Source organism: Brevundimonas pishanensis (assembly GCF_022750635.1).
Classification (GTDB): domain Bacteria; phylum Pseudomonadota; class Alphaproteobacteria; order Caulobacterales; family Caulobacteraceae; genus Brevundimonas; species Brevundimonas pishanensis.
In genome coordinates, this window is the sequence record NZ_JAJKBG010000002.1 from 24,458 (window position 1) to 49,272 (window position 24,815).

Annotated in this window: 25 protein-coding genes; 21 read left to right on the forward strand and 4 right to left on the reverse strand. The window is 61.2% G+C overall.

Translation table 11 applies throughout. From position 1 onward, the window contains the following. Positions 1-116 precede the first annotated feature (116 nt). From LOX95_RS03735 to LOX95_RS03800, 14 genes are all read left to right on the forward strand, one after another. Positions 117-1,058 (forward strand): flagellin N-terminal helical domain-containing protein, encoded by a 942-nt coding sequence (locus LOX95_RS03735; RefSeq protein WP_242913131.1) that lies wholly within the window; start codon positions 117-119, stop codon positions 1,056-1,058. 288 nt (positions 1,059-1,346) lie between these two features. Continuing rightward, positions 1,347-2,201 (forward strand): flagellin, encoded by an 855-nt coding sequence (locus LOX95_RS03740; protein ID WP_242913132.1) that lies wholly within the window; start codon positions 1,347-1,349, stop codon positions 2,199-2,201. Between the two features lie 147 nt (positions 2,202-2,348). Next, a complete protein-coding gene (locus LOX95_RS03745; protein WP_242913133.1) occupies positions 2,349-3,206 on the forward strand; it encodes a flagellin in 858 nt (285 codons plus the stop codon). A gap of 150 nt (positions 3,207-3,356) precedes the next feature. Beyond that, positions 3,357-4,154: a flagellin gene (locus LOX95_RS03750; RefSeq protein ID WP_242913134.1), complete on the forward strand. Its 798-nt coding sequence runs from the start codon at positions 3,357-3,359 to the stop codon at positions 4,152-4,154. 126 nt (positions 4,155-4,280) lie between these two features. Further along, a complete protein-coding gene (locus LOX95_RS03755; RefSeq protein ID WP_242913135.1) occupies positions 4,281-5,138 on the forward strand; it encodes a flagellin in 858 nt (285 codons plus the stop codon). Positions 5,139-5,216: 78 nt separating this feature from the next. Continuing rightward, complete coding sequence (locus LOX95_RS03760) at positions 5,217-5,504, forward strand: flagellar protein FlaG (protein WP_242913136.1); 288 nt, start codon at positions 5,217-5,219, stop codon at positions 5,502-5,504. Positions 5,505-5,697: 193 nt separating this feature from the next. Further along, positions 5,698-6,516 carry a flagellin gene (locus LOX95_RS03765; protein ID WP_242913137.1) on the forward strand — a complete coding sequence of 273 codons (819 nt, stop codon included), beginning with the start codon at positions 5,698-5,700 and terminating at the stop codon, positions 6,514-6,516. Positions 6,517-6,661: 145 nt separating this feature from the next. After that, positions 6,662-9,391 carry an autotransporter outer membrane beta-barrel domain-containing protein gene (locus tag LOX95_RS03770; RefSeq protein ID WP_242913138.1) on the forward strand — a complete coding sequence of 910 codons (2,730 nt, stop codon included), beginning with the start codon at positions 6,662-6,664 and terminating at the stop codon, positions 9,389-9,391. Between the two features lie 73 nt (positions 9,392-9,464). Further along, the gene (locus LOX95_RS03775) at positions 9,465-10,133 is read left to right on the forward strand and encodes a hypothetical protein (RefSeq protein ID WP_242913139.1); all 669 of its coding nucleotides are present in this window, start codon (positions 9,465-9,467) and stop codon (positions 10,131-10,133) included. After that, positions 10,133-10,555, forward strand: a complete 423-nt coding sequence (locus tag LOX95_RS03780) for a hypothetical protein (RefSeq protein ID WP_242913140.1) — start codon at positions 10,133-10,135, stop codon at positions 10,553-10,555. Before LOX95_RS03775 ends, LOX95_RS03780 begins: the two co-directional genes overlap by 1 nt. A gap of 98 nt (positions 10,556-10,653) precedes the next feature. Beyond that, a complete protein-coding gene (gene ssb, locus LOX95_RS03785) occupies positions 10,654-11,154 on the forward strand; it encodes a single-stranded DNA-binding protein (RefSeq protein ID WP_242913141.1) in 501 nt (166 codons plus the stop codon). 24 nt (positions 11,155-11,178) lie between these two features. Further along, on the forward strand, positions 11,179-11,628 hold the full coding sequence (locus tag LOX95_RS03790; RefSeq protein WP_242913142.1) for a thiol-disulfide oxidoreductase DCC family protein: 450 nt from the start codon (positions 11,179-11,181) through the stop codon (positions 11,626-11,628). A 26-nt stretch (positions 11,629-11,654) separates the two neighbouring features. Next, positions 11,655-12,956 carry an SDR family oxidoreductase gene (locus tag LOX95_RS03795; protein WP_242913143.1) on the forward strand — a complete coding sequence of 434 codons (1,302 nt, stop codon included), beginning with the start codon at positions 11,655-11,657 and terminating at the stop codon, positions 12,954-12,956. Positions 12,957-12,959: 3 nt separating this feature from the next. Further along, positions 12,960-13,424, forward strand: a complete 465-nt coding sequence (locus LOX95_RS03800) for a DUF2269 family protein (protein WP_242913144.1) — start codon at positions 12,960-12,962, stop codon at positions 13,422-13,424. On the opposite strand, the gene LOX95_RS03805 is transcribed toward LOX95_RS03800, so the two are convergent. Next, on the reverse strand, positions 13,421-14,005 hold the full coding sequence (locus LOX95_RS03805; protein ID WP_242913145.1) for a nucleoside 2-deoxyribosyltransferase domain-containing protein: 585 nt from the start codon (positions 14,003-14,005) through the stop codon (positions 13,421-13,423). The two genes, LOX95_RS03800 and LOX95_RS03805, sit on opposite strands and share 4 nt — an antisense overlap. 120 nt (positions 14,006-14,125) lie before the next feature. Between LOX95_RS03805 and LOX95_RS03810 the strand changes: the two genes are divergently transcribed. Next, a complete protein-coding gene (locus LOX95_RS03810; protein WP_242913146.1) occupies positions 14,126-15,013 on the forward strand; it encodes a DMT family transporter in 888 nt (295 codons plus the stop codon). Between the two features lie 74 nt (positions 15,014-15,087). Here LOX95_RS03810 and LOX95_RS03815 read toward each other — a convergent pair whose 3' ends face one another. Further along, a complete protein-coding gene (locus LOX95_RS03815; RefSeq protein WP_427846571.1) occupies positions 15,088-15,630 on the reverse strand; it encodes a superoxide dismutase family protein in 543 nt (180 codons plus the stop codon). A gap of 170 nt (positions 15,631-15,800) precedes the next feature. Between LOX95_RS03815 and gyrA the strand changes: the two genes are divergently transcribed. The 5 genes from gyrA to LOX95_RS03840 all read left to right on the forward strand — a co-directional run bounded on the left by gyrA (position 15,801) and on the right by LOX95_RS03840 (position 21,752). Next, positions 15,801-18,611, forward strand: coding sequence for a DNA gyrase subunit A (gene gyrA, locus LOX95_RS03820; protein WP_242913148.1), 2,811 nt, complete (start codon positions 15,801-15,803; stop codon positions 18,609-18,611). Positions 18,612-18,616: 5 nt separating this feature from the next. Continuing rightward, on the forward strand, positions 18,617-19,420 hold the full coding sequence (locus tag LOX95_RS03825; protein WP_242913149.1) for an aminotransferase class IV: 804 nt from the start codon (positions 18,617-18,619) through the stop codon (positions 19,418-19,420). A gap of 102 nt (positions 19,421-19,522) precedes the next feature. Then, entirely contained in the window at positions 19,523-20,008 is a 486-nt protein-coding gene (coaD, locus tag LOX95_RS03830; protein WP_242913150.1) for a pantetheine-phosphate adenylyltransferase, read from the forward strand. A gap of 11 nt (positions 20,009-20,019) precedes the next feature. After that, on the forward strand, positions 20,020-20,862 hold the full coding sequence (locus tag LOX95_RS03835) for a peptidylprolyl isomerase (protein ID WP_282452643.1): 843 nt from the start codon (positions 20,020-20,022) through the stop codon (positions 20,860-20,862). A 29-nt stretch (positions 20,863-20,891) separates the two neighbouring features. Continuing rightward, positions 20,892-21,752 (forward strand): peptidylprolyl isomerase, encoded by an 861-nt coding sequence (locus tag LOX95_RS03840; RefSeq protein ID WP_242913151.1) that lies wholly within the window; start codon positions 20,892-20,894, stop codon positions 21,750-21,752. 4 nt (positions 21,753-21,756) lie between these two features. On the opposite strand, the gene LOX95_RS03845 is transcribed toward LOX95_RS03840, so the two are convergent. Next, positions 21,757-22,872 (reverse strand): Ppx/GppA phosphatase family protein, encoded by a 1,116-nt coding sequence (locus LOX95_RS03845; RefSeq protein ID WP_242913152.1) that lies wholly within the window; start codon positions 22,870-22,872, stop codon positions 21,757-21,759. Positions 22,873-23,024: 152 nt separating this feature from the next. Here LOX95_RS03845 and hspQ point away from each other — a divergent pair, with 152 nt between their 5' ends. Next, positions 23,025-23,375 (forward strand): heat shock protein HspQ, encoded by a 351-nt coding sequence (hspQ, locus tag LOX95_RS03850; RefSeq protein WP_242913153.1) that lies wholly within the window; start codon positions 23,025-23,027, stop codon positions 23,373-23,375. Here hspQ and LOX95_RS03855 read toward each other — a convergent pair whose 3' ends face one another. Further along, positions 23,376-24,797, reverse strand: a complete 1,422-nt coding sequence (locus LOX95_RS03855; RefSeq protein ID WP_242913154.1) for an alkaline phosphatase PhoX — start codon at positions 24,795-24,797, stop codon at positions 23,376-23,378. Positions 24,798-24,815: the final 18 nt, after the last annotated feature.

A 24,815-nucleotide genomic window follows, 5' to 3' on the forward strand; every position in this document is an offset into this window, starting at 1 on the left:
GTTAAAATATTAAGGAGCGCTGGTTTGTGGCGCGTCGATTGCGGCTTCATCGCGCGAGTAGAATGCTCCCGGCGCTAAAATGGCGCTGGCCACACAACGTGAGCAAGGAAGCCAAAATGGCCAATTCGATCAACACCAACGCCGGCGCTCTGATTGCGCTGCAACACCTCAACTCGACCAACCGTCAACTGGAAACCACGCAAAACCGCGTGAACACCGGTATGAAGGTTGCCACTGCTAAAGATAACGGAGCCATTTTCGCTATCGCCACCTCTCAGCGCGCCGAAATGGGTGCTCAAGATGCGGTTCGTCAGTCGATTCAGCGTGGTCAGTCCATCGTGGACGTCGCGTTGTCGGCCGGTGAGACCGTGATCGAGGCCCTGCAGGAGCTCAAGAGTCTGGCTGTCGCCATTCAGGATGCGCCCAAGACCTATGCTGCTGACGGTACCACCGTCACGGGTCTGGGTGACAACGCCAAGAAGCTGGTTGCTGACTTTGAAGCCATGGTGAAGGAAATTCACGTGGCTCTGGCCGGTGCTACCTTTGACGGCGTGAACGTCTTCAAGGCGACGGATGCCGCCGGTATCAAGGTCACCATCAACACTGCTGCCGCGAACAATACGTTCGAGATTAAGGGAGCAAGTGCTGCTGCGACGGCTGCGGACCTGGCATTCGGTAGCACGGCGGGTACTGCCGGTGCGGCTGGTACGTTCAACCAGGCCACGGGCGCCTGGGCTCCGAAGGCAACTCCGACCGCGGGTGCAACCCCGTCGGCGTTGACCGACTATGGCGTGGACAAGGTTGAGGCTGCGATTACGTCGTTCTCGTCGACCATGGCTGACCTCGGCACCAAGTCGAAGTCGCTGGGTCGCCAGATGACCTTTGTCGACAAGTTCCAGGATTCCCTGGAAACCGGCATCGGCAATCTGGTGGACGCGGATCTCGCCAAGGAAAGCGCGAAGCTTACCGCGCTGCAGACCAAGCAACAGCTGGGTGTGCAGGCTCTGGGCATCGCGAACCAGTCGAGCTCCATCCTGCTCAATCTCTTCCGCGGCTAATCGCGAAGGAGGAGGGCTGGAATGGCAGCCTGCCAAAGGGGGCGGTTCAACCGCCCCCTCTTTCCTTTGGTCGGCAATATATGCCGCCACCCGGTAAGTTCTGCCGGTCTTGGTGGGCATATTTTTCCTAGTGCGTTCTAGAAGGCAGGCGTAGTCCGCCCTTCGAGTCCTGATATGGCAACGGTTTGGCAGTTGGCCTGACGTTTGCACCTATGCGTAGCGAGCAAAATGCTCCCGTGGCCAAAATGGCGACGGCTTCACGAAGTGAAACACACATAGGAGGCCAGAATGGCCAACTCGGTAAACACCAATCGTGGTGCGCTGATCGCACTGCAGAACCTCAACGCGACCAACCGTTCGCTGGAGGTAACCCAGAACCGTGTAAACACGGGGATGAAGGTTTCGTCCGCCAAGGACAACGGTGCAATCTTCGCCATCGCTACGTCGCAACGCGCCGAAATGGGCGCGCAAGATGCCGTCAAGCAATCCATCGAGCGTGGTAAGTCGATCGTCGACGTCGCTCTGGCTGCTGGCGAAACGGTTGTCGAAGCCCTGACCGAAATGAAGAGCCTGGCCGTCGCCATTCAAGACGCTGTCGCCGGCTCGGACACTGCCAACAAGCTGAACGCCGACTTCTCGGCGCTGGTGACCGAAATCCGCTCGGCTGTCGCCGGTGCGACCTTCGATGGCGTGAACCTGTTCAAGGCCAATGCTGCGGCCGTCGAAGTCACGATCAACACCGCCAGCTCGAACAACAAATTCACCGTCAAGGCCGCCGCCGGTACCGCATCGGGCGCGATTGCCGCTGATGGTTCGATTGATCCGACGATCAACGCCACGGGTACGGCGTTCAACTTCGACACCCTGACGGCCCGCACGGCTGCGAACGTCGAAACCGCCATCAACAACTTCACCAGCGTCATGGCCGACCTCGGCACCAAGTCCAAATCGCTGGACCGCCAACTGACCTTCGTCGGCAAGATGCAGGACTCGCTTGAAACCGGCATTGGCAACCTCGTCGACGCCGATCTGGCCAAGGAAAGCGCCAAGCTGACCGCGCTGCAAACCAAGCAGCAACTGGGTGTCCAGGCGTTGTCGATTGCCAACCAGTCCAGCTCGATCGTCCTGAGCCTGTTCCGCTGATTTCTACGAGACAGCCGCCTTTGAGGGGGCTGTCTTCGCCCACCTAGACCATCCAGAAAGAGTATCCAGTAACCAGTAAGCGTGTGTGCGGGCAGAAGGCCCAACCTTGCCAAAATGGCGAGGAAACAACGTGACATGGAGGCCAGAATGGCCAACTCGATCAACACCAATCGTGGCGCACTTGTTGCGCTGCAGACCTTGAACCAGACCAACAAGTCGCTGGAAACCACGCAGAACCGCGTGAACACCGGCATGAAGGTTTCGTCGGCCAAGGACAACGGTGCCATCTTCGCCATTGCGACTTCGCAACGTGCGGAAATGGGCGCTCAGGATGCCGTGAAGCAGTCCCTGCAACGCGGTCAATCCATCGTGGATGTGGCGCTGGCTGCGGGTGAAACCGTGACCGACGCGCTGACCGAACTGAAGAGTCTGGCGGTTGCCATTCAGGACTCGACGGCGGGTGGGTCCAGTGAAACCAAGCTGCTGGCCGATTTCGACGCCATCGTCAAAGAAATCCACACCGCTCTGGCCGGTGCGACCTTTGACGGCGTGAACCTGTTCAAGACCGGCACTCTGGTTGAGGTCACCACCAACACCGCGAGCACGGGCAACAAGTTCACCCTGAAACTGGCTGCTACGGCGGCTGCGGCAACCGGTCTTGCCTTCGGTGGCTCGCCGACCCCGGCAACCGGTGCGTGGGATCCGCCTGCGGACGCGACAGCCAAGCGTACGGCCTACACTGCGGCCAATGTCGACACGGCTCTCAACGGTTTCACCACCGTGCTGGCCGATCTCGGCACCAAGTCGAAGTCGCTGGACCGTCAACTGTCGTTCGTCAGCAAGCTTCAGGACTCGCTAGAGACCGGTATCGGCAACCTCGTCGACGCCGATCTGGCCAAGGAAAGCGCTCGCCTGACCGCTCTGCAAACCAAGCAACAGCTTGGCGTGCAGGCACTATCGATCGCCAACTCGTCGAGCAGCATCCTGCTCGGCCTGTTCCGCTAACACGTAGGGGAGGGAGATACCTTCACATCCGTCGGATCTCCCGACCCTGACCACCTCGAATACCCAGTAAAAGCAAGCGTTGAGTAACGAGCGCAAGGCTCGCCCCGCCGTAAAACGCGGGTTCACAAAATGTGAAACATGGAGGCCAGAATGGCCAACTCGATCAATACGAACCGCGGCGCTCTCGTCGCTCTGCAGACCTTGAACCAGACGAACAAGGCGCTGGAAACCACGCAGAACCGCGTGAACACCGGCATGAAAGTCTCGTCGGCCAAGGACAACGGTGCAATCTTCGCGATTGCAACGTCGCAGCGCGCTGAAATGGGTGCCCAGGATGCGGTCAAGCAGTCGCTTCAACGCGGTCAATCGATCGTGGACGTGGCACTGGCTGCCGGCGAAACCATCGTGGATGCCCTGACCGAACTGAAAAGTCTGGCCGTCGCTATCCAGGATGCTTCCGGCGACACCGCAACCAAGCTGAATGCCGACTTCACCGCCATGGTGACGGAGATTCAAACCGCGATTGCCGGCGCGACCTTCGATGGCGTGAACCTGTTCACGGACACCACCGCAGTATCGGTTTCGACCAATACCAAAGGCGGCACCTTCTCGCTGCACGACGGCACGGCAGTCGATCCGATCACCGACGGTGATGCGGACATCTCGGTTGTGGCCAACCGCACTGCGGCAAATGTCGATTCCGCGATCAACTCGTTCACGGACGTGTTGGCCGGCTTGGGTACCAAGTCGAAGTCGCTGGATCGTCAACTGTCCTTCGTCGGCAAGCTGCAAGACTCGCTGGAAACCGGCATCGGCAACCTCGTCGATGCGGATCTGGCCAAGGAAAGCGCTCGCCTGACGGCTCTGCAAACCAAGCAGCAGCTTGGCGTGCAGGCGCTCTCTATCGCGAACTCGTCGAGCAGCATCCTGCTCGGTCTGTTCCGGTAATCGGTAGGAGAGGGTGTCGTTGCCGAAAGCGGCGACACCCCTTCCTGATCACCTCAGTACTGTGACCGGCGCAAAATGCGCCCGCCGCCAAAAAGGCGGCGTTTTGTAAAAAACAAGGAGGCCAGAATGGCCAACTCGATCAACACGAACCGTGGCGCTCTCGTCGCTCTGCAAACCCTGAACCAGACGAACAAGGGCCTGGAAACCACCCAGAACCGCGTCAACACCGGCATGAAGGTGTCGTCTGCCAAGGACAACGGTGCAATTTTCGCGATTGCAACGTCGCAGCGCGCTGAAATGGGCGCACAGGACGCAGTGAAGCAATCGCTGCAACGCGGTCAGTCGATCGTGGACGTGGCTTTGGCTGCGGGTGAAACCGTCGTCGACGCCCTGACCGAAATGAAGAGCCTCGCCGTTTCGATCCAGGACGCTGTGGCGGACTCGGACACCGAAACCAAGCTGATGGCGGACTTCGACGCTCTGGCGAAAGAAGTTCACACGGCTCTGGCTGGCGCGACCTTCGACGGTGTGAACCTGTTCAAGGCTAACACCGACGCTATCTCGGTCACCATCAACACGGCTTCGGCGAACAACAAGTTCGAGCTGAAGGCTGCGAGCGGCACTGCGTCGTCGGCCTCGCTGGTGTTTGGCGGTACCGCAGACGGCACAGGCGGCTGGACCGCTCCGGCCGACAACGCGGCGAAGAAGACGGCCTATACCGCCGCCAACGTCGAAACCGCGCTGAACACCTTTACCTCGACCCTCGCGGACCTTGGCACCAAGTCGAAGTCGCTGGATCGCCAGATGACCTTCGTCGGCAAGATGCAGGACTCGCTGGAAGCCGGTATCGGCAACCTGGTTGACGCTGACCTGGCTAAGGAAAGCGCCAAGCTGACGGCTCTGCAAACCAAGCAACAGCTGGGTGTGCAGGCGCTGTCGATTGCGAACTCGTCGAGCAGCATGCTCCTCGGCCTGTTCCGATAACCCTGATGGGGACGGGCAGGGAAACCTGCCCGTCTCGATCACTAGAACGGAAAGGACGCGCAAAAGGCGCGAACAGATATGGCAGACAATATCTCCGCTATCAGCAGCGTAGGAAACGCACTGACCGAGCCACCCCGCAATGATGCGATGGCACCCGCATCGGCATCGCAGAGCTCGGCGCAATCTGCCGAGGCTTTGGGCCAACAGCGACTGGTCATCGAGCCGGTCTCGTCCCACCGCTTTGTTTATAAGGTGTTGGATACCAACACTGGTGAGGTCATTCGCCAGCTCCCCAACGAGCATGTCGAGAAGATGATCACCGATCCCAGCTACAAACAGGGCGGGCTGGTCAAAACCTCGGCTTAAACCGCGGTCCGGAGTTCGCCTGCTGATTGAAATTCAGTGGTCGCCTTGACCCCGCCGGACACTGTCGGTCTACTTTCCAGCGCCTCCGGAATCGCTCCGGCAGGCGTAATCGTGGTTTTCATGGCGTTAACCATACGCTCATGAGTCATGGTTAATGAGGGAAGCGGTACAGAAAGTCCGGGGGCTTAAAGCCATGACCACAAGCGTTCATACAAATAGCTCGGCGCTGATTGCGCTGCAAAACCTCAACTCCACCAACAGCAAGCTGGGTGCGGTCCAAAACCGCGTCAGCACGGGCTTGAAGGTGCAAGGCGCAAAAGACAACGCCGCGACCTGGGCTATCGCCCAGAACCAGCGCGCCGACACGTCTTCGCTGGAAGCTGTTAAAACCAGCCTCAACCGCGCAACCTCGATCGCCGACGTCGCTTTGGCAGCCGGTTCGCAAATCTCGGACATCATCACCGAACTGAAGCAAAAGGCAGTTGCTGCCTCGGACCCTTCGGCTTCGGACGCCTCGAAGAAGGCTTATAACGACGAGTTCCAGACGCTGGTGGCGTCGCTCACGTCGTTTGCCAAGAACGCGACCTTCGATGGCAAGAACATCCTCGACAACTCTCTGACCGCCGACCTCGAATTCATCGCCAGCGCCGATGGCGGCGAGACCATCGCCCTGACGCCACAAGCGCTGGATGCCGATGCACTGGGCCTGTCGGGTCTGGATCTCACGACCGATCCCGCGACGGCACTTACCGCAGTGACCGACGCACTGGCGACCTCCAGCGAAAAGCTGGCCGAGCTGGGCGCTCAAGCCAAGCAGATCGAGCGTCACACCACCTTCGTGGGCAAGCTGATGGACTCGCTGGAAGTTGGCGTCGGTAACCTGGTCGACGCCGATCTGGCCAAGGAAAGCGCCCGTCTGCAGGCGCTGCAAGTCCAGCAACAACTGGGTACCTCGGCTCTGTCGATCGCCAACCAGGCACCGCAGTCGATCCTGTCGCTGTTCCAAGGCTAATCCCCGAAAACGACTTTCCTCAAGCGCCGGCCCGACATGTCGCGGCCGGCGCTTTTGCGTCTGGCGTGTGCGCTGGAAAAACGTCCGCGAGTTAACGATTTCGCGCCACGAATACTGTAAAGCTAGGGCTAGGGAGTTTGCGCAGATGCGGGTCAACAACAGTTACCTGTTGGGTCTGTACGGGGGCGATCCATACGGTATCGGCACCTCCGGCACATCTGCGTCTGCCGTAAAGGCACAGCCGACAGCCCCTTGGAGCACTTCGAGCGCCAGCAAGCAGCCGACGGCGTCCGAGCTTTTGCGCAAGGCTATTGGTAGCAGCCGCTTCATTGATGAAGGTGCGAACAAGCTCGATCTGCGCACCAAGAATTCGAGCGAATACAAAACCCTCTTCGCGATGCATACCGGCCTTCAGATGCTGGAGGCATTAGCCCTGCGCGGCATGGAGAAGGGTATTTCCAAGACCGAAGCCGCCAACCTGCAAAAGCGGTTTGATGCCGGTCTGAAGGAAATCTCCAACTACCTCGCCACTGCGGGTTCGGAAGTGGACACTGTTCGGCTGGTGAACGGCGTGTCCTCGACCCGCTCGCAGAGCACGACGGTCATCCCCAAGGACAACCACGTCTATAAGACGGGGACGATACACAGCGGAAGCCTGACCGAGCCGGTCGCCGCCTATCAGGGCGACGTTCGCTTCAATATCAGCATCCGGACTGCGTCGGGTACCCAGTCGATTGCCATCGATCTGGGCCAGATGGGCGATACCCCCCGCACGCTTGATGCGGTGGTTGGCCATATCAATAGCAAGCTTGAAGCCGCAGGCGTCGAGACGCGCTTCTCGCGTCAGGAAATCCCCGGCGAGCCCAAGACTATGACAGTCGGCAGCAAGACCATAACCTTGCCGTCCACAACCAGTTCTTGGGGCATGACCGTTACAGGAAGCTCGACCGAGACGGTCGGCTTCAGCGCGGTGAATACCGGCACTTCGGTCAGCGTCATTCAGGGGTTTGGCGTAACCAATGCAGTTCAGGCCTTGAAGTTCGATCCCTCGGGTATGGCGGGCGGCAGCCCGGGTATCGGCGAGACCAACTGGGTCGATGGGCGCATCGACCAGTCATCACTGCCAAAAGGTATCTCGACCGTGCGCGCCTCAGCGGCGGCGGCGGACGGGGGCACATGGATCGTTGCCGACGTCACGGACGACGTTAACGGGCACAGTGTGCGCGGGCAGTCTGATGTCGTGCTGATGAAACTGGATTCGGCAGGGCAGGTCATTGTCAGTCGCGGGCTGGGTGCCGCCTCGTCGGCTGCCGGTTATGCAATCTCTGTGGCCGATGATGGTCGGGTTGCTGTGGCCGGTTCCGTCACCGGTGGCCTTGTTCCGGGCCAGACGGTTGCCAATGTCTCACTGAGCGACAGCTTCGTGACCGTGTTTGACGACAAGGGCGTCGAGCAATGGACCCAATCGCGCGGTGCCAAGGCGGCGGACGAGGCGACAGCCGTCTCGTTCGGAGCCGATGGCCGCGTCTATGTTTCCGGACGGGCCCAGTCGGCTATGCCCGGGGCCTCTGCCTCGGGGGGCTGGGACAGCTACGTCCAGACGTTCGGAGTCTCGCAAGCCACGCCGAACGGACCCGTCACCGCCACCGCATTGGGCACTACCCAGTTCGGCACCATTGGCGATGACAACGTTCAGGCCATGACTGTGGACGGGAACAACCTCTATACGGCCGGCGTCGAGAACGGCAGCTTCGTTGTTCGCCAGTTCCGTATCGGAACAGGTGGTGCGCCCGAACTGTTGTCGACCCGAAATCTAGGCGCTGCGATTGGTGGCGAAGTGGCCGGAATCGCGGTGTCCAAAGGGAAGCTTATCGTTTCGGGGGCCACCAAGAACGGCAGCCTTGATGCTGGCACCATCAACCGTGCCCATGCCGGTGGAACAGACGTCTTCGTCGCCAGCCTGTCGACAGACCTCGCGGCCTCAGGGGCTGATCGCCTGACCTATTACGGCGGCGCGGGCGAAGACTCGGCTGCGGACGTAAAGATCATCGACGGCGATGTGTGGGTGACCGGGACGTGGGACCGCGACAAGACCGCAAAAGACAGCGACCCCCACATCGCCTATCTGGCCAAGATCGATGCCGAGACGGGAACGGTCGACTGGAATCGTACGTGGACGGGCGAGAAACAACAGGCCAAGCCGATGGCTCTGGCAGTCTCGCAAACAGGGACCAGCGTACTGGACAAACTGGGCCTTCCCAGTGGCGAACTTGTTCAGGACGTTTCGCAAAAGCTTGTGGATTCCACCGCGCTCCGGGCGGGCGATCGTTTCTATGTGACCAACCCGAACACCGGGCGCAAAACCGCCGTCACCATCGACGCCAAGGACACGCTGCAAACCCTGGCGACGAAAATCGAGACGGCATCGGGCCGCCATTTAAAGGTGACCGTGTCGACCGAGCGCGACAAAGGCAGCTCAGATGACGCAAACAACCGCGTGCTGGCAGGCGGGGGTCAGTATCTGACTATCACCAATGCTGACAACCGCGAGGGCGCGCTGATATCGGGTGGCGAGACAGGGCGGGACGCACTGGCCGGTCTGGGCATTTCCGCGGGTTTCATCGGCAAGGGTGACGACAAGCGAAAAACGGTGGGGATCGAACTGCCGCCCTCGCTGAACCTGTCATCTGCCGACGCTGCTCTGCGTGCGCGGGACTATGTCCAGTCGGCCCTGCGCGCCGTCCGCGAAGCCTATCGCGCCATGAGCCCGACCATGCTTAACGCCAGCAAGAACACCAATACCGGCACCGCTTCGCCGTACTGGTCAAACCAGATTGCCAACTATCAGGCCGCTTTGGCGCGTCTAACGAGCTAAGCTTCGCAAGGCTTTAGTTGACGCGAGTGTCTTCTGCGGGGTTATTGAAGCCATTAATCGCGTAGAGGGCCGCATGGCTTTTCCAAAAGATACCCGCACGATCGTGCTTGTGGGCGTAGGCGTTGCCGTACTGGCAGGTGCCGGTGCCGCCCTCATGTTCGGCGCGGGTAAACCGAACGACCCGAATGTTAAGCCTCCGGCTGCAGAGGGCGGTCTCAAGATCGATCTGGCCGAAGCGCCTGCGCTGGAAGCGACCCGCGAACTGCGCTGCTATGTCGGTGGCCAGTTTGTCGGCATGGCGACCTTGGCCAACTGCGCCCAGCGCAATGGCGTGGCCAAAGACACGCTGGATGTCGGTCTGGATGCAACCGGCGCCTTGGCCGCAGCTCCGACCGCTTCATTCGCGCCGCCGCCCAGAGAGCCGGTCGTCGATGTTCAGCCCAAGCCCGAGCGCCCGTCGACCACTACGGCACCGGCTGTCACCAACGCTTCGACCGATGGCGTGTGCCTGCGCCATGTCGGTAACGAGTGGCGTCAGGTGGGGCAGGGGCTAAGTCAGGCGGACTGCGTCAAGGCGCTGTACGCCGGTGTTTGCGTTCGCACGCCGGGCGAAGCTCAATACGGTCGCTGGAATGATGTGACGCTGCGACTGGTCCCGCGACGTGTCGAAAGCTCGAACGACAACGCCAGCTTCCGCACCTTCACCGAACAAAACCGCCAATGCCAGTTCCCGAGGCTGTAATGCGCTCTTTCGTTAAAGTTGGCCTTCTGGCTGCTGTGTCCGCTTTGGGCCTTTCGGCCTGCGAAAAGCCGGTCGAGGCTCCGATGGATGCAGGCATCTGCTACCATCTGGGCGATGACGCGACCCAGAAGAACGGCATCCGTTTCAACGTTGTCGCTCGGGACCAGCCGCAGATCGAGTTCTGCGCGGCGCGTCTGGAAGAGTTGCGGATCAAATTCCTGCGCATGGGCGGCTCGAACAATGATCTGATCGGGGCGTATCAGGGCCAGTTTATTTTCATCGACCGTCAGGGCGTGAAGATGAGCAAATCGCTGACCGGACCGCGTTTCTTTGCCCTGACACGCACGGGCGATGGACGACTCGCCATTCCCGGTGCAATTCAGCGCGAGATCGACGGGCGACCGATTGCAATCGCTCCCTAACGAACACGACATTTCCGGTTGCGAAATCGGAACATAAATGGAACATTCCGCCAACTGCTTGCAGAATGGCGGGCTAAAAGAACAAAAGGACATCGGTCATGGCGGGCAGCGTCAACAAGGTTATTCTGGTCGGCAATCTGGGCCGCGATCCGGAAATCCGCACCCTGAACTCGGGCGACCGCGTCGCTAACCTGCGTATCGCGACCTCGGAAACCTGGCGCGACAAGGCCACCGGCGAGCGCAAGGAAAAGACCGAGTGGCACTCGGTGGTCATCTTCAACGAGAACATCGTCAAAGTGGCCGAACAGTATCTGAAGAAGGGCTCGACCGTTTACGTCGAAGGCTCGCTGCAGACCCGCAAATACACCGACGCCCAGGGCGTCGAGAAATACTCGACCGAAATCGTCCTCCAGCGCTTCAACGGGACCCTGACCATGCTGGGCGGCCGTTCGGAAGGCGGCTCGGGCGGCGGCTACGGTGGTGGCCAAGGCGGCGGTCGTAATGACGACGACTACTCGTCGGGCTTCTCGACCGGCGGTGCAAACCGTCCGTCGGGTCCGAAGGAAAGCTATGACCTGAACGACGACATCCCGTTCTAAGTCAAAGGCTTCGGCCAAAAACATATGACGCAGAGAGCGTATAGCTATCGCGACGACCCTACCGTCCCGTCCTTTCCGGACGACCGGCCGGTGGTCCTGTTTGATGGCGATTGCGCTCTCTGCTCACATTCTGCGCGGACCTTGCTCAAGCATGGTCCGCGTTTTCGTTTATTGCCCACGCCGTCGCCGCTGGGGCGAGCCCTGCTGGATCACTATGGTCTGGACGTCGATGACCCGGCGACCATGCTGGTGATCGAGGACGGCAAAGCTGTTGGCATGTCTGACGGGGTGATCCGCTTGGCGGCGGGGCTGCCGCTTCCGTATCGGCTGGGTGTTCTGGCGTGGCTCGTGCCGCGTCCGGTGCGTGACCGGGCCTATACGTGGCTGGCGAGGAACCGACGCAAGTTCAGGGGAGAGGCATGGTGTGCCATGCCACCGACCGGCGTCGATGTTTCCGACCGCGTAATCGGCTGATTGATCAAAGTTTCGGGGGAGACTGTATGTCCAAGCGTATCCTGGTATTGGGGGCCAATGGTTTCATTGGTTCGCGCATAGCCGCCGCCCTGTCGTCGTTTGGTTGGCAGGTCAGGGCGGGGGCGCGTAACCCCCTCTCGGCCGGACTGCGGGCCCCGCATTTCGAGTGGGTGAAGGCCGATTTTCACGCACTGACGACACCCCAAGCGTGGGCACCCTTGTTGGAAGATGTCGAGGCGGTGGTGAACTGCGTCGGCGTGCTGCAGGACGGCGGTAAAGACAGCAACCGCATCGCCCACGTCGAGGGGCCCCGCGCCTTGATCGCTGCGTGCGAGGCCGCCGGCGTTCGCCGTCTTATCCACCTGTCCGCTGTCGGAGCAGACGCGGCCGCTGGTACGGAATACGCAACCTCCAAGGCCGAAACGGAGGCCATGGTGATGGCCTCGGAACTGGACTGGGTGATCTTGCGACCGTCACTGGTGGTGGATCGTGCGGCATTCGGGGGGACAGGCTTTCTCCGCGCGCTGGCGGCCATGCCGCTGGCGATGCCTGTTGTCGGGGGCGATCAAAAGTTCAAACCCGTTCCGCTTTCCGATCTGGCAGAGGTAGTGGTCCGTCTGGCGTCCACGCCAATAATCAATCGCGAGGTCGTGGAAATCGCCGGTCCCGAGACTGTGACGATGACCCAGACACTTGCGCTTTATCGGGGGTGGCTGGGGTTAAACCCCGCACCTGTCGTGCGCGTTCCGCGCTGGATGGCCGCGCCGGCCATTAGGGTGGGCGATATTCTGGGGCGATTGGGTTGGCCGTCCCCTCTGCGCACCACTTCGATGAAGCAACTGGATTACGGGGCCGCAGGGCAGGACAGCGACTGGGCCGAGCGGCTGGGTATCCGTGCCACCGGATTTGGCCGTTTCCTTTCGGAAAATCCTGCGGGCGTTCAGGACGTTTGGCATGCACGCCTGTGGGCGGTCCGGCCTATTGCAATCCTGACCCTTGGGCTGTTCTGGCTGCTCACTGGCGTGATCAGCTATACGGCGGGGTGGGAACAATCCTTTGCTATTATCCGCGAGTCCGCCGCGGCGAGATGGGCGTGGCCGATTGTTTGGTTCGGTGCTCTGCTGGATGTCGTACTGGGGCTGGCCTTGTTCGTCAGGCCCTGGACGGCACGGGTAGCGACGATGATGTTCCTCGCCACAGTCGGTTATCTGATCGCCGCCACGGTCTTGCTGCCGCACTACTGGTTCAACCCCTTGGGGCCGTGGCTCAAAGTTCTGCCGATGATGGCGTTGTGCCTGTTTGTGGCTGCCACGGATGCGAGGCGCTGATCCATGTATGAGCTGCTGAAGATCATTCACATCATGTCCGGTGCCGTCCTGTTCGGCACGGGCGCGGGCATCGCCTTCTTCATGGTTCGCGCCCACCTGACCAAGGACGCGGCCACGGTCGCCTCGGTCGGTGCCATCGTCGTGCTGGCAGACTTCCTGTTTACCGCGTCTGCTGTGGTGGTTCAGCCCATCAGCGGGCTGGGCCTCATCCATCTTCAGGGATATGGCCTGTTCGAGCCGTGGCTGGTCGCGGCCTATGCGCTCTATGGGCTGGTGGGCGTTTGCTGGCTTCCGGTGGTGTGGATCCAGATGCAGATGGCCAAACTGGCAAAGGCTGCCGCTGCTGATGGGCTACCTTTGCCCGAGCGCTATCACCGCCTGTTCCGGACATGGTTCATCCTCGGATGGCCCGCCTTTGCAGGGGTAATCGGCATCTATTGGCTGATGGTCGCCAAGCCCGTGTTCTAGCGGGCGAAGCGCCCCTTTGTCGCGGCTTCTGCCAAGGCTTCGCGCACAGCAAGGGTCAGCTCTTCCATCGTCCGGACCTGACGCACGCCATAGGCCTCGGCGGTGATGTCGACATTGCCCTTTCGCCAGAAGCCATCGGGGGCCAGCACGATCAGCTTTCCGCCACGAGCGTGCAGGCCCATTTCCAGCAGGCTGATCGGGCTTTGGGTGCTGGGCGCGAAATACATGACGATGACGTCGCTGGCTTCCAGTGCGGCCAGTTCCCATTCCACCTGACGGCGGAACTCCGGCTCGGACGCTTCGGGCTTCCACGCAGGGTTCCAGTCCGGACGACGCGGGTTCAAGATCACCACATCCATATCCGACAGCGCGCGGGTCATGGCGGCCTGCCAGTCTGGCGCGCCGCCCATGTCGATGCTGCCGCCCATGAACACGCGCGGCAGGTTGTGGTCCAGCGGAAGAGGCGAGGGAGACGTCACCAGAACCGGCTCCGCGAGGCCTTCACCGGCAAATGCCGACATCGCAAAGGCTGCACCCATAGCGCAGGCCATACGGCGCAGTTTTATCGAAGCAGGGGACATGGGAATCTCGCGTAAGCCACTGGAACGGGCTCTATTAGCGCGTGTCGCAGATTACCGAAACACGCTGACAAATATCGTGAGAAGCCAAAGCACACGCCCTATGGCATGGCCTGTGGGGAAATGACCGATCAAAAGCTTACCCCACTGGAAATCGGCGCCATCCTGGCCATTGTGGTCATCTGGGGCGTGAACAACGCCGCCGCGAAACTGGCGACGGAATATATGCCCCCGCTGATGGTCGCGGGGCTGCGCTTTGCCATTGCTGCGGTTTGCTTGTTGCCGTTCGTGCGCCCGCCGTTTCCGAACTGGAAGGCGATGCTGACAATCGCATTCCTCGGCGGTGCGGTGCACTACGGTCTGGTCTATTACGCCTTCTCTCTGGCGCAGGACGTCAGTCCGGTATCCGTGGCCACACAGATGTGGATACCGTTCACCTCCATGTTCGCCTTCCTGCTATTGGGCGAGCGGCTGAAATGGCCGGCTGTCGTGGGGATGATTATCGCCTTTATTGGCGTCGCATGGATGACAGCGGACCCGCATGCGCTGCATGACTGGGAAGCCATTGTGTTCGGCATTCTGGCCGCGGCGGTTTGGGCGCTGGTGACGGTGATTGCGCGTCGTACCACGAAGGTCCCGCCGTTGAAGATGCAAGGGATCCTCGCGTTGACTGCATTGCCGACGATGGCGCTGGGCTCGTTCGTGTTTGAAACGGGTCAGCTCGAGGGCTTGAAGGCTGCACCCCCGCTGGTCTGGGCGTCGATTGTGTGGGCGGGGCTGTTGTCGTCGGTTATGGCCACCAGCTTGCTGTTCTGGCTGGTCCAGCGCCGCGAGGCGGGGCGGGTTACGCCCTACCTGCTGGGTTCAACCGTGGTGTCTGTGCTGATGGGCTGGTTGTTCATGGACGACCTGCTGACCGGCCAGATCGTGGTCGGCGCTGCTTTGACGCTTGTAGGGGTGATCGTTGTGTCGCTGGCCGAACGAAACCTGCGTGTCGGCGCGGCGAGGTAATCACGCCGAAATGGAATGAAAAAAGGGGCGGACCATTTGCGTGGTCCGCCCCTTTTGCGTCGTTGAGCGCTGGGTTAGTTGGCCTTGATCACCGCGCAAGCCACGCGGTCACCTGCGCCGCCAATGGGTTGGCTGGTGTGGTCGTCGCGGTTGGCGTGGATCACGATCGCCGAGCCATCGGCGTCCAGCAGCGGCTGCCCCGGGGCACCGTCGATCAGGCGGGCCTTGCTGGTGAACAGTTCGGCCTTGGCCACACCATTAGCGTCGGCATAGATGTTCGGCAGATCGCCATCATCCGGACCGGCCGGATTAAGCAGGCCATGCGGCACCTTGGGGTCGGCATGGTTGATATGGGCACCGGCGGAGGTGAAAGGCGCTTCGCACTGGCCGGTGGCGTGCAGGTGGATGCCGTGCCAACCCGGCGTCAGGCCTTCGGCCTCTACGATCATCAAAACGCCCGATGCGCCTTGTTTCAGTTGCACATGGCCGGCGGCCTGACCTTGATTGTTCAGCAGGTGAACCAGCATTTCCGACGCGCTCGGCGCGGTTTGTGCGGCCTGTGCAGCATGACCAGCATGGCTATGGTCCTGTGCGACCGCAGCGCAGCCGATCGTCATGGTCAGGATGCCGCTGGCGGCGATGGCGATGGCAGTTTTTTTCATTGTCATTCTTCCTGTTGCTATCGGCATTTTGGCCCCTCGCAGCTTTTGCCACAACGGGCCTAGAGTGCTAGAAACCGACCCTAGCGGATCACGTTCCGATTCCGGCCATTTAAAGCCTGATTTCATTGACCGACGACAGTTACCAAAACGGCGCACCAGCGTCTTCCGGCGATATCGCAACGATCACTATCGAGAATGAGCTGAAACGCTCGTACCTCGACTATGCCATGAGCGTTATCGTCAGCCGTGCATTGCCTGACGCCCGTGACGGCCTGAAGCCTGTTCACCGTCGCATCCTGTATTCGATGTACGACCTGAACATGTCGCCAGACCGCGCCTATTCGAAGTGCGCGCGTGTTGTCGGTGACGTGCTGGGCCGCTTCCACCCCCATGGTGACTCGTCGGTCTACATGGCGCTGGTGCGTATGGCGCAGGATTTCTCCATGGGCCTCACGCTCGTGGATGGTCAGGGTAACTTCGGCTCGGTCGACGGCGATATGCCGGCTTCGATGCGTTACACCGAAGCACGCATGACCCACGCCGCCGTGGCGATGCTGACCGATATCGACAAAGACACTGTCGATTTCCAGCCGAACTACGACGAAAAAGAACTCGAACCTGCCGTTCTTCCGGCGCGTATCCCGAACCTACTGGTTAACGGCGCGGGCGGTATCGCCGTCGGCATGGCGACCAACATCCCGCCGCACAACCTGGGCGAAGTGATCGATGCTGCTGTCGTCCTGCTGGATGATCCGAACGTGTCGGACGAAGCCCTGCTGGATATCGTTCCGGGTCCGGACTTCCCGACCGGCGGCGAGATCATGGGCCGCACCGCGCCGCGCAACGCTCTGCGGGACGGCCGTGGCTCGGTCATCGTTCGCGGCAAGGCCTCGATCGAAGAGATCCGCAAGGATCGCGAAGCCATCGTCATCACCGAGCTTCCGTATCAGGTCAACAAACAGACCCTGATCGAGCGTATCGCCGAAATGGTGCGCGAGAAGCGTCTAGAAGGCATTGCCGACGTCCGCGACGAATCCGACCGTACCGGCATGCGCATGGTCATCGAGCTGAAGCGCGACGCTTCGGGCGACGTCATCCTGAACCAGCTCTACCGCTACACGGCGCTGCAGTCGTCGTTCGGCGTGAACATGCTTGCGCTGAACCATGGCCGTCCGGAACAGATGGGCCTGCGCTCGCTGCTGGAAGCCTTCCTCGAGTTCCGCGAAGAAGTCATCGTTCGCCGTATCAAGTTCGAACTGAACAAGGCGCGTGATCGTGGTCACGTCTTGGTCGGTCTGGCTGTGGCCGTCGCAAACATCGACGAAGTGATCCACATCATCCGCTCGTCGGCTGATCCGTCGGAAGCCCGTGAACGCCTGCAGGCCAAGGCTTGGCCCGTCGGCGACATGATGGCTCTGGTCGACCTGATCGCCGACCCGCGCACCGTTCTGGTTGAAGGCGGTCTGATCCGCCTGACCGACGAGCAAGCCAAGGCCATTCTGGCGCTGACCTTGTCGCGTCTGACGGGTCTGGGCCGTGACGATATCTTCGGTGAAGCCAATACGCTGGCAGGCACGATCTCGGGTCACCTCGAAATCCTGTCTGATCGCAAGCACGTGCTGGCCATCATCCGCGAAGACCTGCTGTCGGTTAAGGACCAGTTCGCTGTGCCGCGTCGCACCGTTATCGGTGAAGGCGACCACGAGATGGAAGACGAAGACCTGATCCCGCGTGAGGACATGGTCGTGACCGTCACCCATACCGGCTACGTCAAGCGCGTGGCGCTGAACGCCTACCGTACGCAACATCGCGGCGGTAAGGGCCGTTCGGCCATGTCCATGAAGGACGAAGATGCCATCACTGGCGTATTCTCGGCCTCGACCCACACGCCGGTTCTGTTCTTCGCCACCAACGGCAAGGCCTATAAGCTCAAGACGTGGCGCCTGCCGCTGGGCACGCCGCAGTCCAAGGGCAAGGCCTTCGTCAACCTGCTGCCGATCGAGCCGGGTGACAGCATCATGAACGTGCTGCCGCTGCCGGAGGATGAAGGCACGTGGGGCGACTACGACATCATGTTCGCCACTAAGTCGGGTGACGTGCGTCGTAACAAGCTCAGCGACTTCGCCACCGTGAACCGCGCAGGCAAAATCGCCATGAAGCTGGAAGAAGGCGACCACATGGTTGGTGTCGCCATCTGTAATGCCGAAGACGATATCCTGCTGACGACCGCTCTGGGCCGTGCCATCCGCTTCAAGGCCGACGACGTTCGCGTCTTCAAGGGTCGCGACTCCACGGGCGTGCGCGGTATCCGTCTGCAAGACGGCGACGAAGTTATCTCCATGGCTGTTCTCGGCCGTGTTGACGCAACGCCGGAAGAACGCGCCACCTACGTCAAACTGGCTAACGCCAAGCGCCGCGCGACATCTGAGGACGGCGAGGAAGACAACACCCCGACCGAGGCCGAGGACGAGGTCGAAGCTTCGGTCGAGCTGTCAGCCGAGCGTTTCGCCGAACTCGAAGCCGCAGAGCAGTTCATCCTCACCGTCTCTGAAAACGGTCTGGGCAAGCGCTCGTCGGCTTACGAATACCGCCGCACCGGTCGTGGTGGTCAGGGTCTGACCGCGCACGGTCTGGGCGGCCGCGCTGGCAAGCGTCTGGCTGCAGCCTTCCCTGTGGAAGCTGCCGATGACCTGCTGCTGGTCACCGACGGTGGTCAGATGATCCGCACCCCTGTCGAGCAGGTCCGCATCGTCGGCCGCGCTTCGCAAGGCGTGATGATCTTCCGCACCGGCAAGGACGAGCGCGTCGTCTCGGTCGAGCGCCTGCCAAGCTCGGGCGAGGACGATGCCGACCTGGGTGAAGGCGACGTCATCGAAGGTACCGCTACGGAGGTTTCGGCGACGGAGGCTCCGGCCACGGACGCGTCGGAAGACTGATCCTTATGGCTGTCGAACCGCAACTGTGGGTCGACGGCCATCCGGCCACCAAGGCCTACCTGCTGCAAATGGCAGCCGTAAACTATGGTGCCGTGACCTCCTTCGGTTACGCGCAAGGCGGTGTTCGCGGGTTGGATATGCATTTGGAAAGGCTCGCGGCTTCATGCCGCGAGCTTTTTTCATGCGATCTGGACAAGTCGTTGGCTGTCAAATGGATAGCCCATGCAGTTCAGGCGCTGGATCAAGCTTGGGTCCGTGTGACCGTCACTGGATCGGACATGTCACTCCGCGCGCCGGAAAGCGTCGAGGGCCTTAGGGTTGGCGTTTGGGTTTCGGGCCCTTCGTCGCCTCTGCCGGACGGGCAGGCGGTTCGTTCGATCCGACATCTTCGCGAATTGCCGCACCTTAAACACCTGGGGACGACCGGCATTATCCACGCCCGACGTCAGGCGCGGCTGGAAGGCTTTGACGATGCCTTGCTGACGGGCGAGGTCGGCATGATTTTAGAGGGCACGCTCTGGAATGTCGGCTTTGTGCGAGGCAACACTGTCGTATGGCCGACCGGCCTCATGCTGGACGGCGTGACCCGGCGGCTCATAGTCAAGGGGCTGGACCAAGCCGGCATTCCGCAAACTTCAGAGGTCGTGACCCTATCGGACCTCAAGGCCTATGATGCGGCGTTCCTGTGCAATGCAGCAACCCCCGCTGCCAGCATAGACCGTATCGATGCGCATGCGTTCGCGGGAAATCCTCAAATGATCCAGCGGCTTCGCGATGCATGGACTAGCCAGCCTGTCCAGCTACTGTAGGCGAACAGGTTTCCGGACGAAGCGGTCCCGTTTCCGCTATTTTTGACTTTTCGCACCTGCTAAGACTTACGAACTTACCCTTGGGGAGGCTTCGGGAAGCCTATGCGTATTGGACTCTATCCGGGCACTTTCGACCCGGTCACAAATGGCCACCTCGACATCATCGGTCGTGCTGTCAAACTGGTCGACAAACTGGTGATCGGCGTGGCGCAAAACGACGCCAAGGGGCCGTTGTTCACGACCAATGAACGCGTGGAAATGCTGCGCGAGGAAGTGGCGCATTTCGGCGGCACCATCGAGGTTCGTCCCTTCTCGAGCCTGCTTATGCATTTCGCGGAAGAGCTGAACGCGAACTGCATCGTGCGTGGCCTGCGTGCCGTGGCGGACTTCGAGTACGAATTCCAGATGACGGCAATGAACCAGCGCCTCAACAGCGAGATCGAGACAGTGTTTCTGATGGCTGATCCGCGTCATCAGGCGATTGCTTCGCGTCTCGTGAAGGAAATCGCTGTGCTTGGTGGCAACATCGAAAGCTTCGTCAGCCCCACGATTGCGGCGGCTGTGCTGGATAAAGTCCGCAAGGACTGAGGTATATCTGAATGAAAAATCTGGTGATTTCGATGGTCGCGGCGTCGACCTTGCTGGTCGGTGGAGCGCAGGCCCAAACGGCAGACTGGCGCACGGTTACGCCCGAGAATCTTTGGATCATCGATACGTCCAAAGGCCGCGTGATGGTGGAACTGGAGCCCCGCGTGGCTCCTGCCCACATCGAGCGTATCCGCACCCTGACGACTGCGGGCTTTTACGACGGCCTGAAATTCCACCGCGTGATTCCCGACTTCATGGCCCAGACCGGTGATCCCAAGGGGACCGGCGAGGGTGGTAGTGAACTGCCGGACGTTCCGGGCGAGTTCTCTTTCCGCCGCGGTCGTGATGCCGGTTTCGCCGCGGTTCCGACCGCCACCGGTGGCTACCGCGGCATGGTTGGCTCGGTCGCCGTGGTTTCGCAGCCTGATGCCCAGATGATGATCAATGCGGACATGAAGGTGCCCGCTGTTCCGCTGTTCTGCGCCGGTGTGGCGGGCATGGCCCGCGCGGGTTCGCCCAACAGCGCCAACAGCCAGTTCTTCCTCATGACTGCCCGGAATGACGCGCTGGACGGCAACTATACGGTACTTGGCCGCGTGGTTGGCGGAATGGACGCGATCAAGGCGCTCAAGAAGGGCTCGGACAGCAGCGACGGCGCGGTCGGTGAAGGTGCGGACACCATCACCCGTGCGCGTCTCGCCTCGCAGTTGCCAGAGAACGAACGTCCCGACGTGCGCGTTGCCGTCGCTGGCGGGGCTGTGTTCAATGCGGCGGTAGAGGCCGCCCGCACCGCACGCGGTTCGGCCTTTGACGTCTGCGACGTCGAGATTCCGGTGGAGATCGGCACCCGCTGATTTCACGCTAAAACATAAGGGGAGGGGTCATGAAGCCCGCATTGGTTCTGGTCGCAGCAGCCGCTGCGTTGTTCGGTTTGGCCCCTCTCGCTTCGGCGGCAGTTGATACGCCGTCGGCTGCTGACTTCGAGCAGGTTCCGCCCGAAAACCTGCTGGTGATCGACACCACCAAAGGCCGGATTTGGATCGAGATGACGCCGGACGTCGCTCCGCTCCATGTCGAGCGTCTGCGTCTGCTGGCTCGCGAAGGCTTCTATAACAACGTTAAATGGCACCGCGTCATTGACGGGTTTATGGCCCAAACCGGTGACCCGACGGGGACAGGCGAGGGCGAAAGTTCGCATCCTGATCTGAAGGCCGAGTTCACCTTCCGGCGGGGTGCCGACACGGCGTTCACGCCCTTCGTCAGCCCAGCAGGCTATCCGGTCGGCTTGCACAACAGCCTGCCGATGGTCACCCAGCCCGATCGCTTCTTCACCCACTCCGAAGACCGGAAAGCTACGGCCTGGGCTGTCTATTGCCCCGGTGTCGCAGGCATGGCGAGAGACGACGATCCCGACAGCGCCAATAGCCAGTTCTTCCTCATGCGCGACTATTACCCGACGCTGGAGCGGCGCTATTCCGTCTGGGGCCGCGTGGTGGCTGGGCAAGACGTGGTCAACAGCCTGAACGCGGGTGCGCTACCCAGCGGAATGGTGGAAAACCCCGACCTGATGCTGCGGGTGCAGGTGGCATCCGATATGGCCGTAGCCGAGCGCCCGCAGGTATATCGCGCGCGTCCAGATGGGCAGGCGTTTAAAGCCGCCGTGGCTGATATTATGCGCCAGAAGGGGGCCGAGTTCTCGGTCTGCGACGTGCCCGTACCCATGCGGATCGTGGATCCGGCCTAAGATATCAGGCGGCGGGCTTTGCCCCGCCCTTGTTCGAGCGCCGCCGGCGACGGCGGCGTTTGCGGGTGGGTTGTGCAGCTTCGCTCATCAAGGTCAGCAGCAGCCCCTCACGTAATCCGCGGTCGGCCACGCGTACGCGATCGCACGGCCAAGCCCGCTGCACGGCTTCAAGGATGGCCGCGCCCGCCAAGACCAGATCGGCGCGATCTGGCCCGATGCAGTTCTCTGCCGCGCGTCCTGCGGGACCCAGAATGATCAGGCGATTAGCAGCCGCTTCGCAGTCGGCGCGGGTCATCCATAAGCCGTCCACCAGATCGCGCTGATAGCGGCGCAAGCCGAGATGGATACCGGCAAGACTGGTGATCGCACCCGACGTCCCCACCATATGGGCGCGGCCTTGTTTGTACAGGGCGTGGTATTCGGGATCGTTCGGAGCACCGGCAGCGATGGCTGCGGCCACGTCGGCGACCATGGCCTCATACCATTCAACCGGAGACCCTTTTGGCTCTGGATGGCGTTCGGCAAGGGTCACAACGCCCAGCGGGGCCGACATCCATGCGACGGTTTCCAGCTTGTCGTCGGTGCGGCGCATCCAAGACAGCTCGGTTGATCCACCGCCTACGTCGATCACCAAAACCGCCTCGGACGTGGGGTCGATCAGATTGATGCAGCCCGCCACCGACAGGCTGGCCTCTTCGGCGGGGTCGATGATGCGAAGTTGCAGGCCGGTTCCACGGCGGACGCGTTCGATGAACGCCTCGCCGTTTTCGGCGGCGCGACAGGCTTGAGTCGCAACGGCGGCCAGATGTTCGGCTTTCAGACCACGGCGGGCAATGCGTTCGGCGCAGAGGGACAGCGCCTCATAGGCTCGCTCCATCGCCTTGTCGTCGAGCTTTCCGGTACGTGAAAGACCTTCGCCAAGGCGCACTATACGGCTGAAGGAATCGACCACGCGGAAGCCGTCACGCGACGGACGCGCGATAAGCAGGCGACAATTATTGGTCCCCAAATCCAACGCGCCATACAGCGGCGCATCGCGATTTGAATCGCTCGAACGGCGGGGCCGAGCGGGCTGGGACCGTGAGTCGCGGCCGTGAGGCGCGCCTTTGGTCTCCGGCATTGGGCCGACTGGGTATGTGGGCGGTCCAGAGTGGCGCCCGTCTCAATCAGCCTAGCCCGCCAAGGGGACCGAGGCCAAGCCCCTTATGCGTGGTGTTGCGGATTAGGTTGTTAGAACAGCGTTACAAATAGTCACATACAATGACAATTTGAATGCAACCGAAGGGCTTTCCGGTGCGTATCGATTGCATGATCAACGCTCGCACAGCTCGATTTGGTCTGGGCCAAAAGGTCCGCCATATCCACCACGCCTTCTATGGCTTGGTGCTGGACGTTGATGCGCAATACGAAGGCGCGCCCGACGAAATCGGGTCGGTCAGCCCCGAGCAGCCGTTCTATTCCATCATGATCGACAGCGATGAAGGCACTTTGATCGCCTATGCCGCCGAGGAATCGATCGTGATGACGGAGGGCGTCGAGCCGATCACCGAACAGGAGCAACTTCGCCTGTTCAACGTCGATGCCAATGGCCGACACTCTCCGCGTATTCACGCGCTGCAATAATCAAACGCGGAAACGGTCCCACGGGCCGGTGATGGCGACCGTCGCCCCTGGCGAATACAGGTTCACGAACATCGTCTGACCATCGGGCGAGAAGCAGCAGCCCGCCCATTCATTGCTGCTGTCGTCGTCCTCGTGCGGTTCCGCGTTGCGGGCTAGGGTATAGATGCGCCCATCGGGCATAACGCCCTTGATGTGGTTGGTGCCGACCTTGCGATCCTCGCAGCCGATGATGTGGCCGTTGGGGGCAATGGTGATGTTGTCGATGTAGTCCAACACGGCGCGGTCCGCAGATTCCACGAACAGCTCCAACTGGCCCGGTTGTGTCGTCTCGTCCTGCGCGCCTTCGCGTGGGGAGGGGGCATAGCGCATGATCTGGCCGTGTCGGCTGACGCCTCCCGAGGTGCAGGTGAAATACAGATGGTCGTCGGCCCAGTGCAGACCTTCGCCTCGTGCGAACAGGGCGGCCCCCTTGGCGTGACCGCGCAGGTTCAGGTCGCCTTCCGGACTTTCAACCTCGTCCAGATCGACCCAGCGCACTGCTAGCTTGTCGCCCTGTTTCCAGAGGGGGCTGTTCCAGTTTCGGGTGTCGGCGGAGGGCTGATTGGCGATCATCAGCGCTTGCAGGCGACCACCCTTGTCCAGATGGCGCGGATCTATCGGCAGATAGCGATAAAAGAGCGAGTTCTCGACGTCTTCGGTCAGATAGACCACGCCGGTGCGCGGATCGATGCAGGCGGCTTCATGCTTGAACCGGCCCATGGCCTTGATCGGCTTGGGATCAATTAGTCCCGTCGCATTCGCAGGCACCTCGAACACCCAGCCGTGGTCTTGTGGCAGGCCGTGTTTCAGGCCCGCAACGCTCTCTTCGCACGACAGCCACGATCCCCACGGCGTCTTGCCGCCCGCGCAGTTGGTGGCCGTGCCCGCCAGCGACAGGTGGCTGCGCTCCAGCTTTTTGGTCTTGAGGTTATAGACCAGCGTGGTCGTACCGCCGCCCAGCGGATAAACGCCGCCGTCCGGATCGGGATAGACACCATAGACCTTCGAGCGGTCGATATTGTCGGCCAGACGGTGCGTTGCCCCCCACGCCGAGAGGTTGATTTCGTCCGGGTCGACCTCGTGGTTGCGCACTAGAATGACGCGGTCGTCGTCCATTGGAAAACAGGCCATGCCGTCGAACTTGTCCGGCGTCATCAGGCCGTCGCTCATCGTTTCGCCTACCTGAGAGATAACGCGATAGCTAAAGCCTTCGGGCAGGTCGATCAGGCCGTAGGGGTCTTTGACCATTGGGCCATAGCCAAAGACCTCATTGTGGAAGGTGGCATCGACAAACCCTTCAGCCAGCGCATGGGCGCGTTGGGCGTAACCGGCAAGGGCGAGGGCAGTGGCGGAGACCATAAAGGCGCGGCGGGACTGGTTCATAGGGCTGTCCATGTCGGG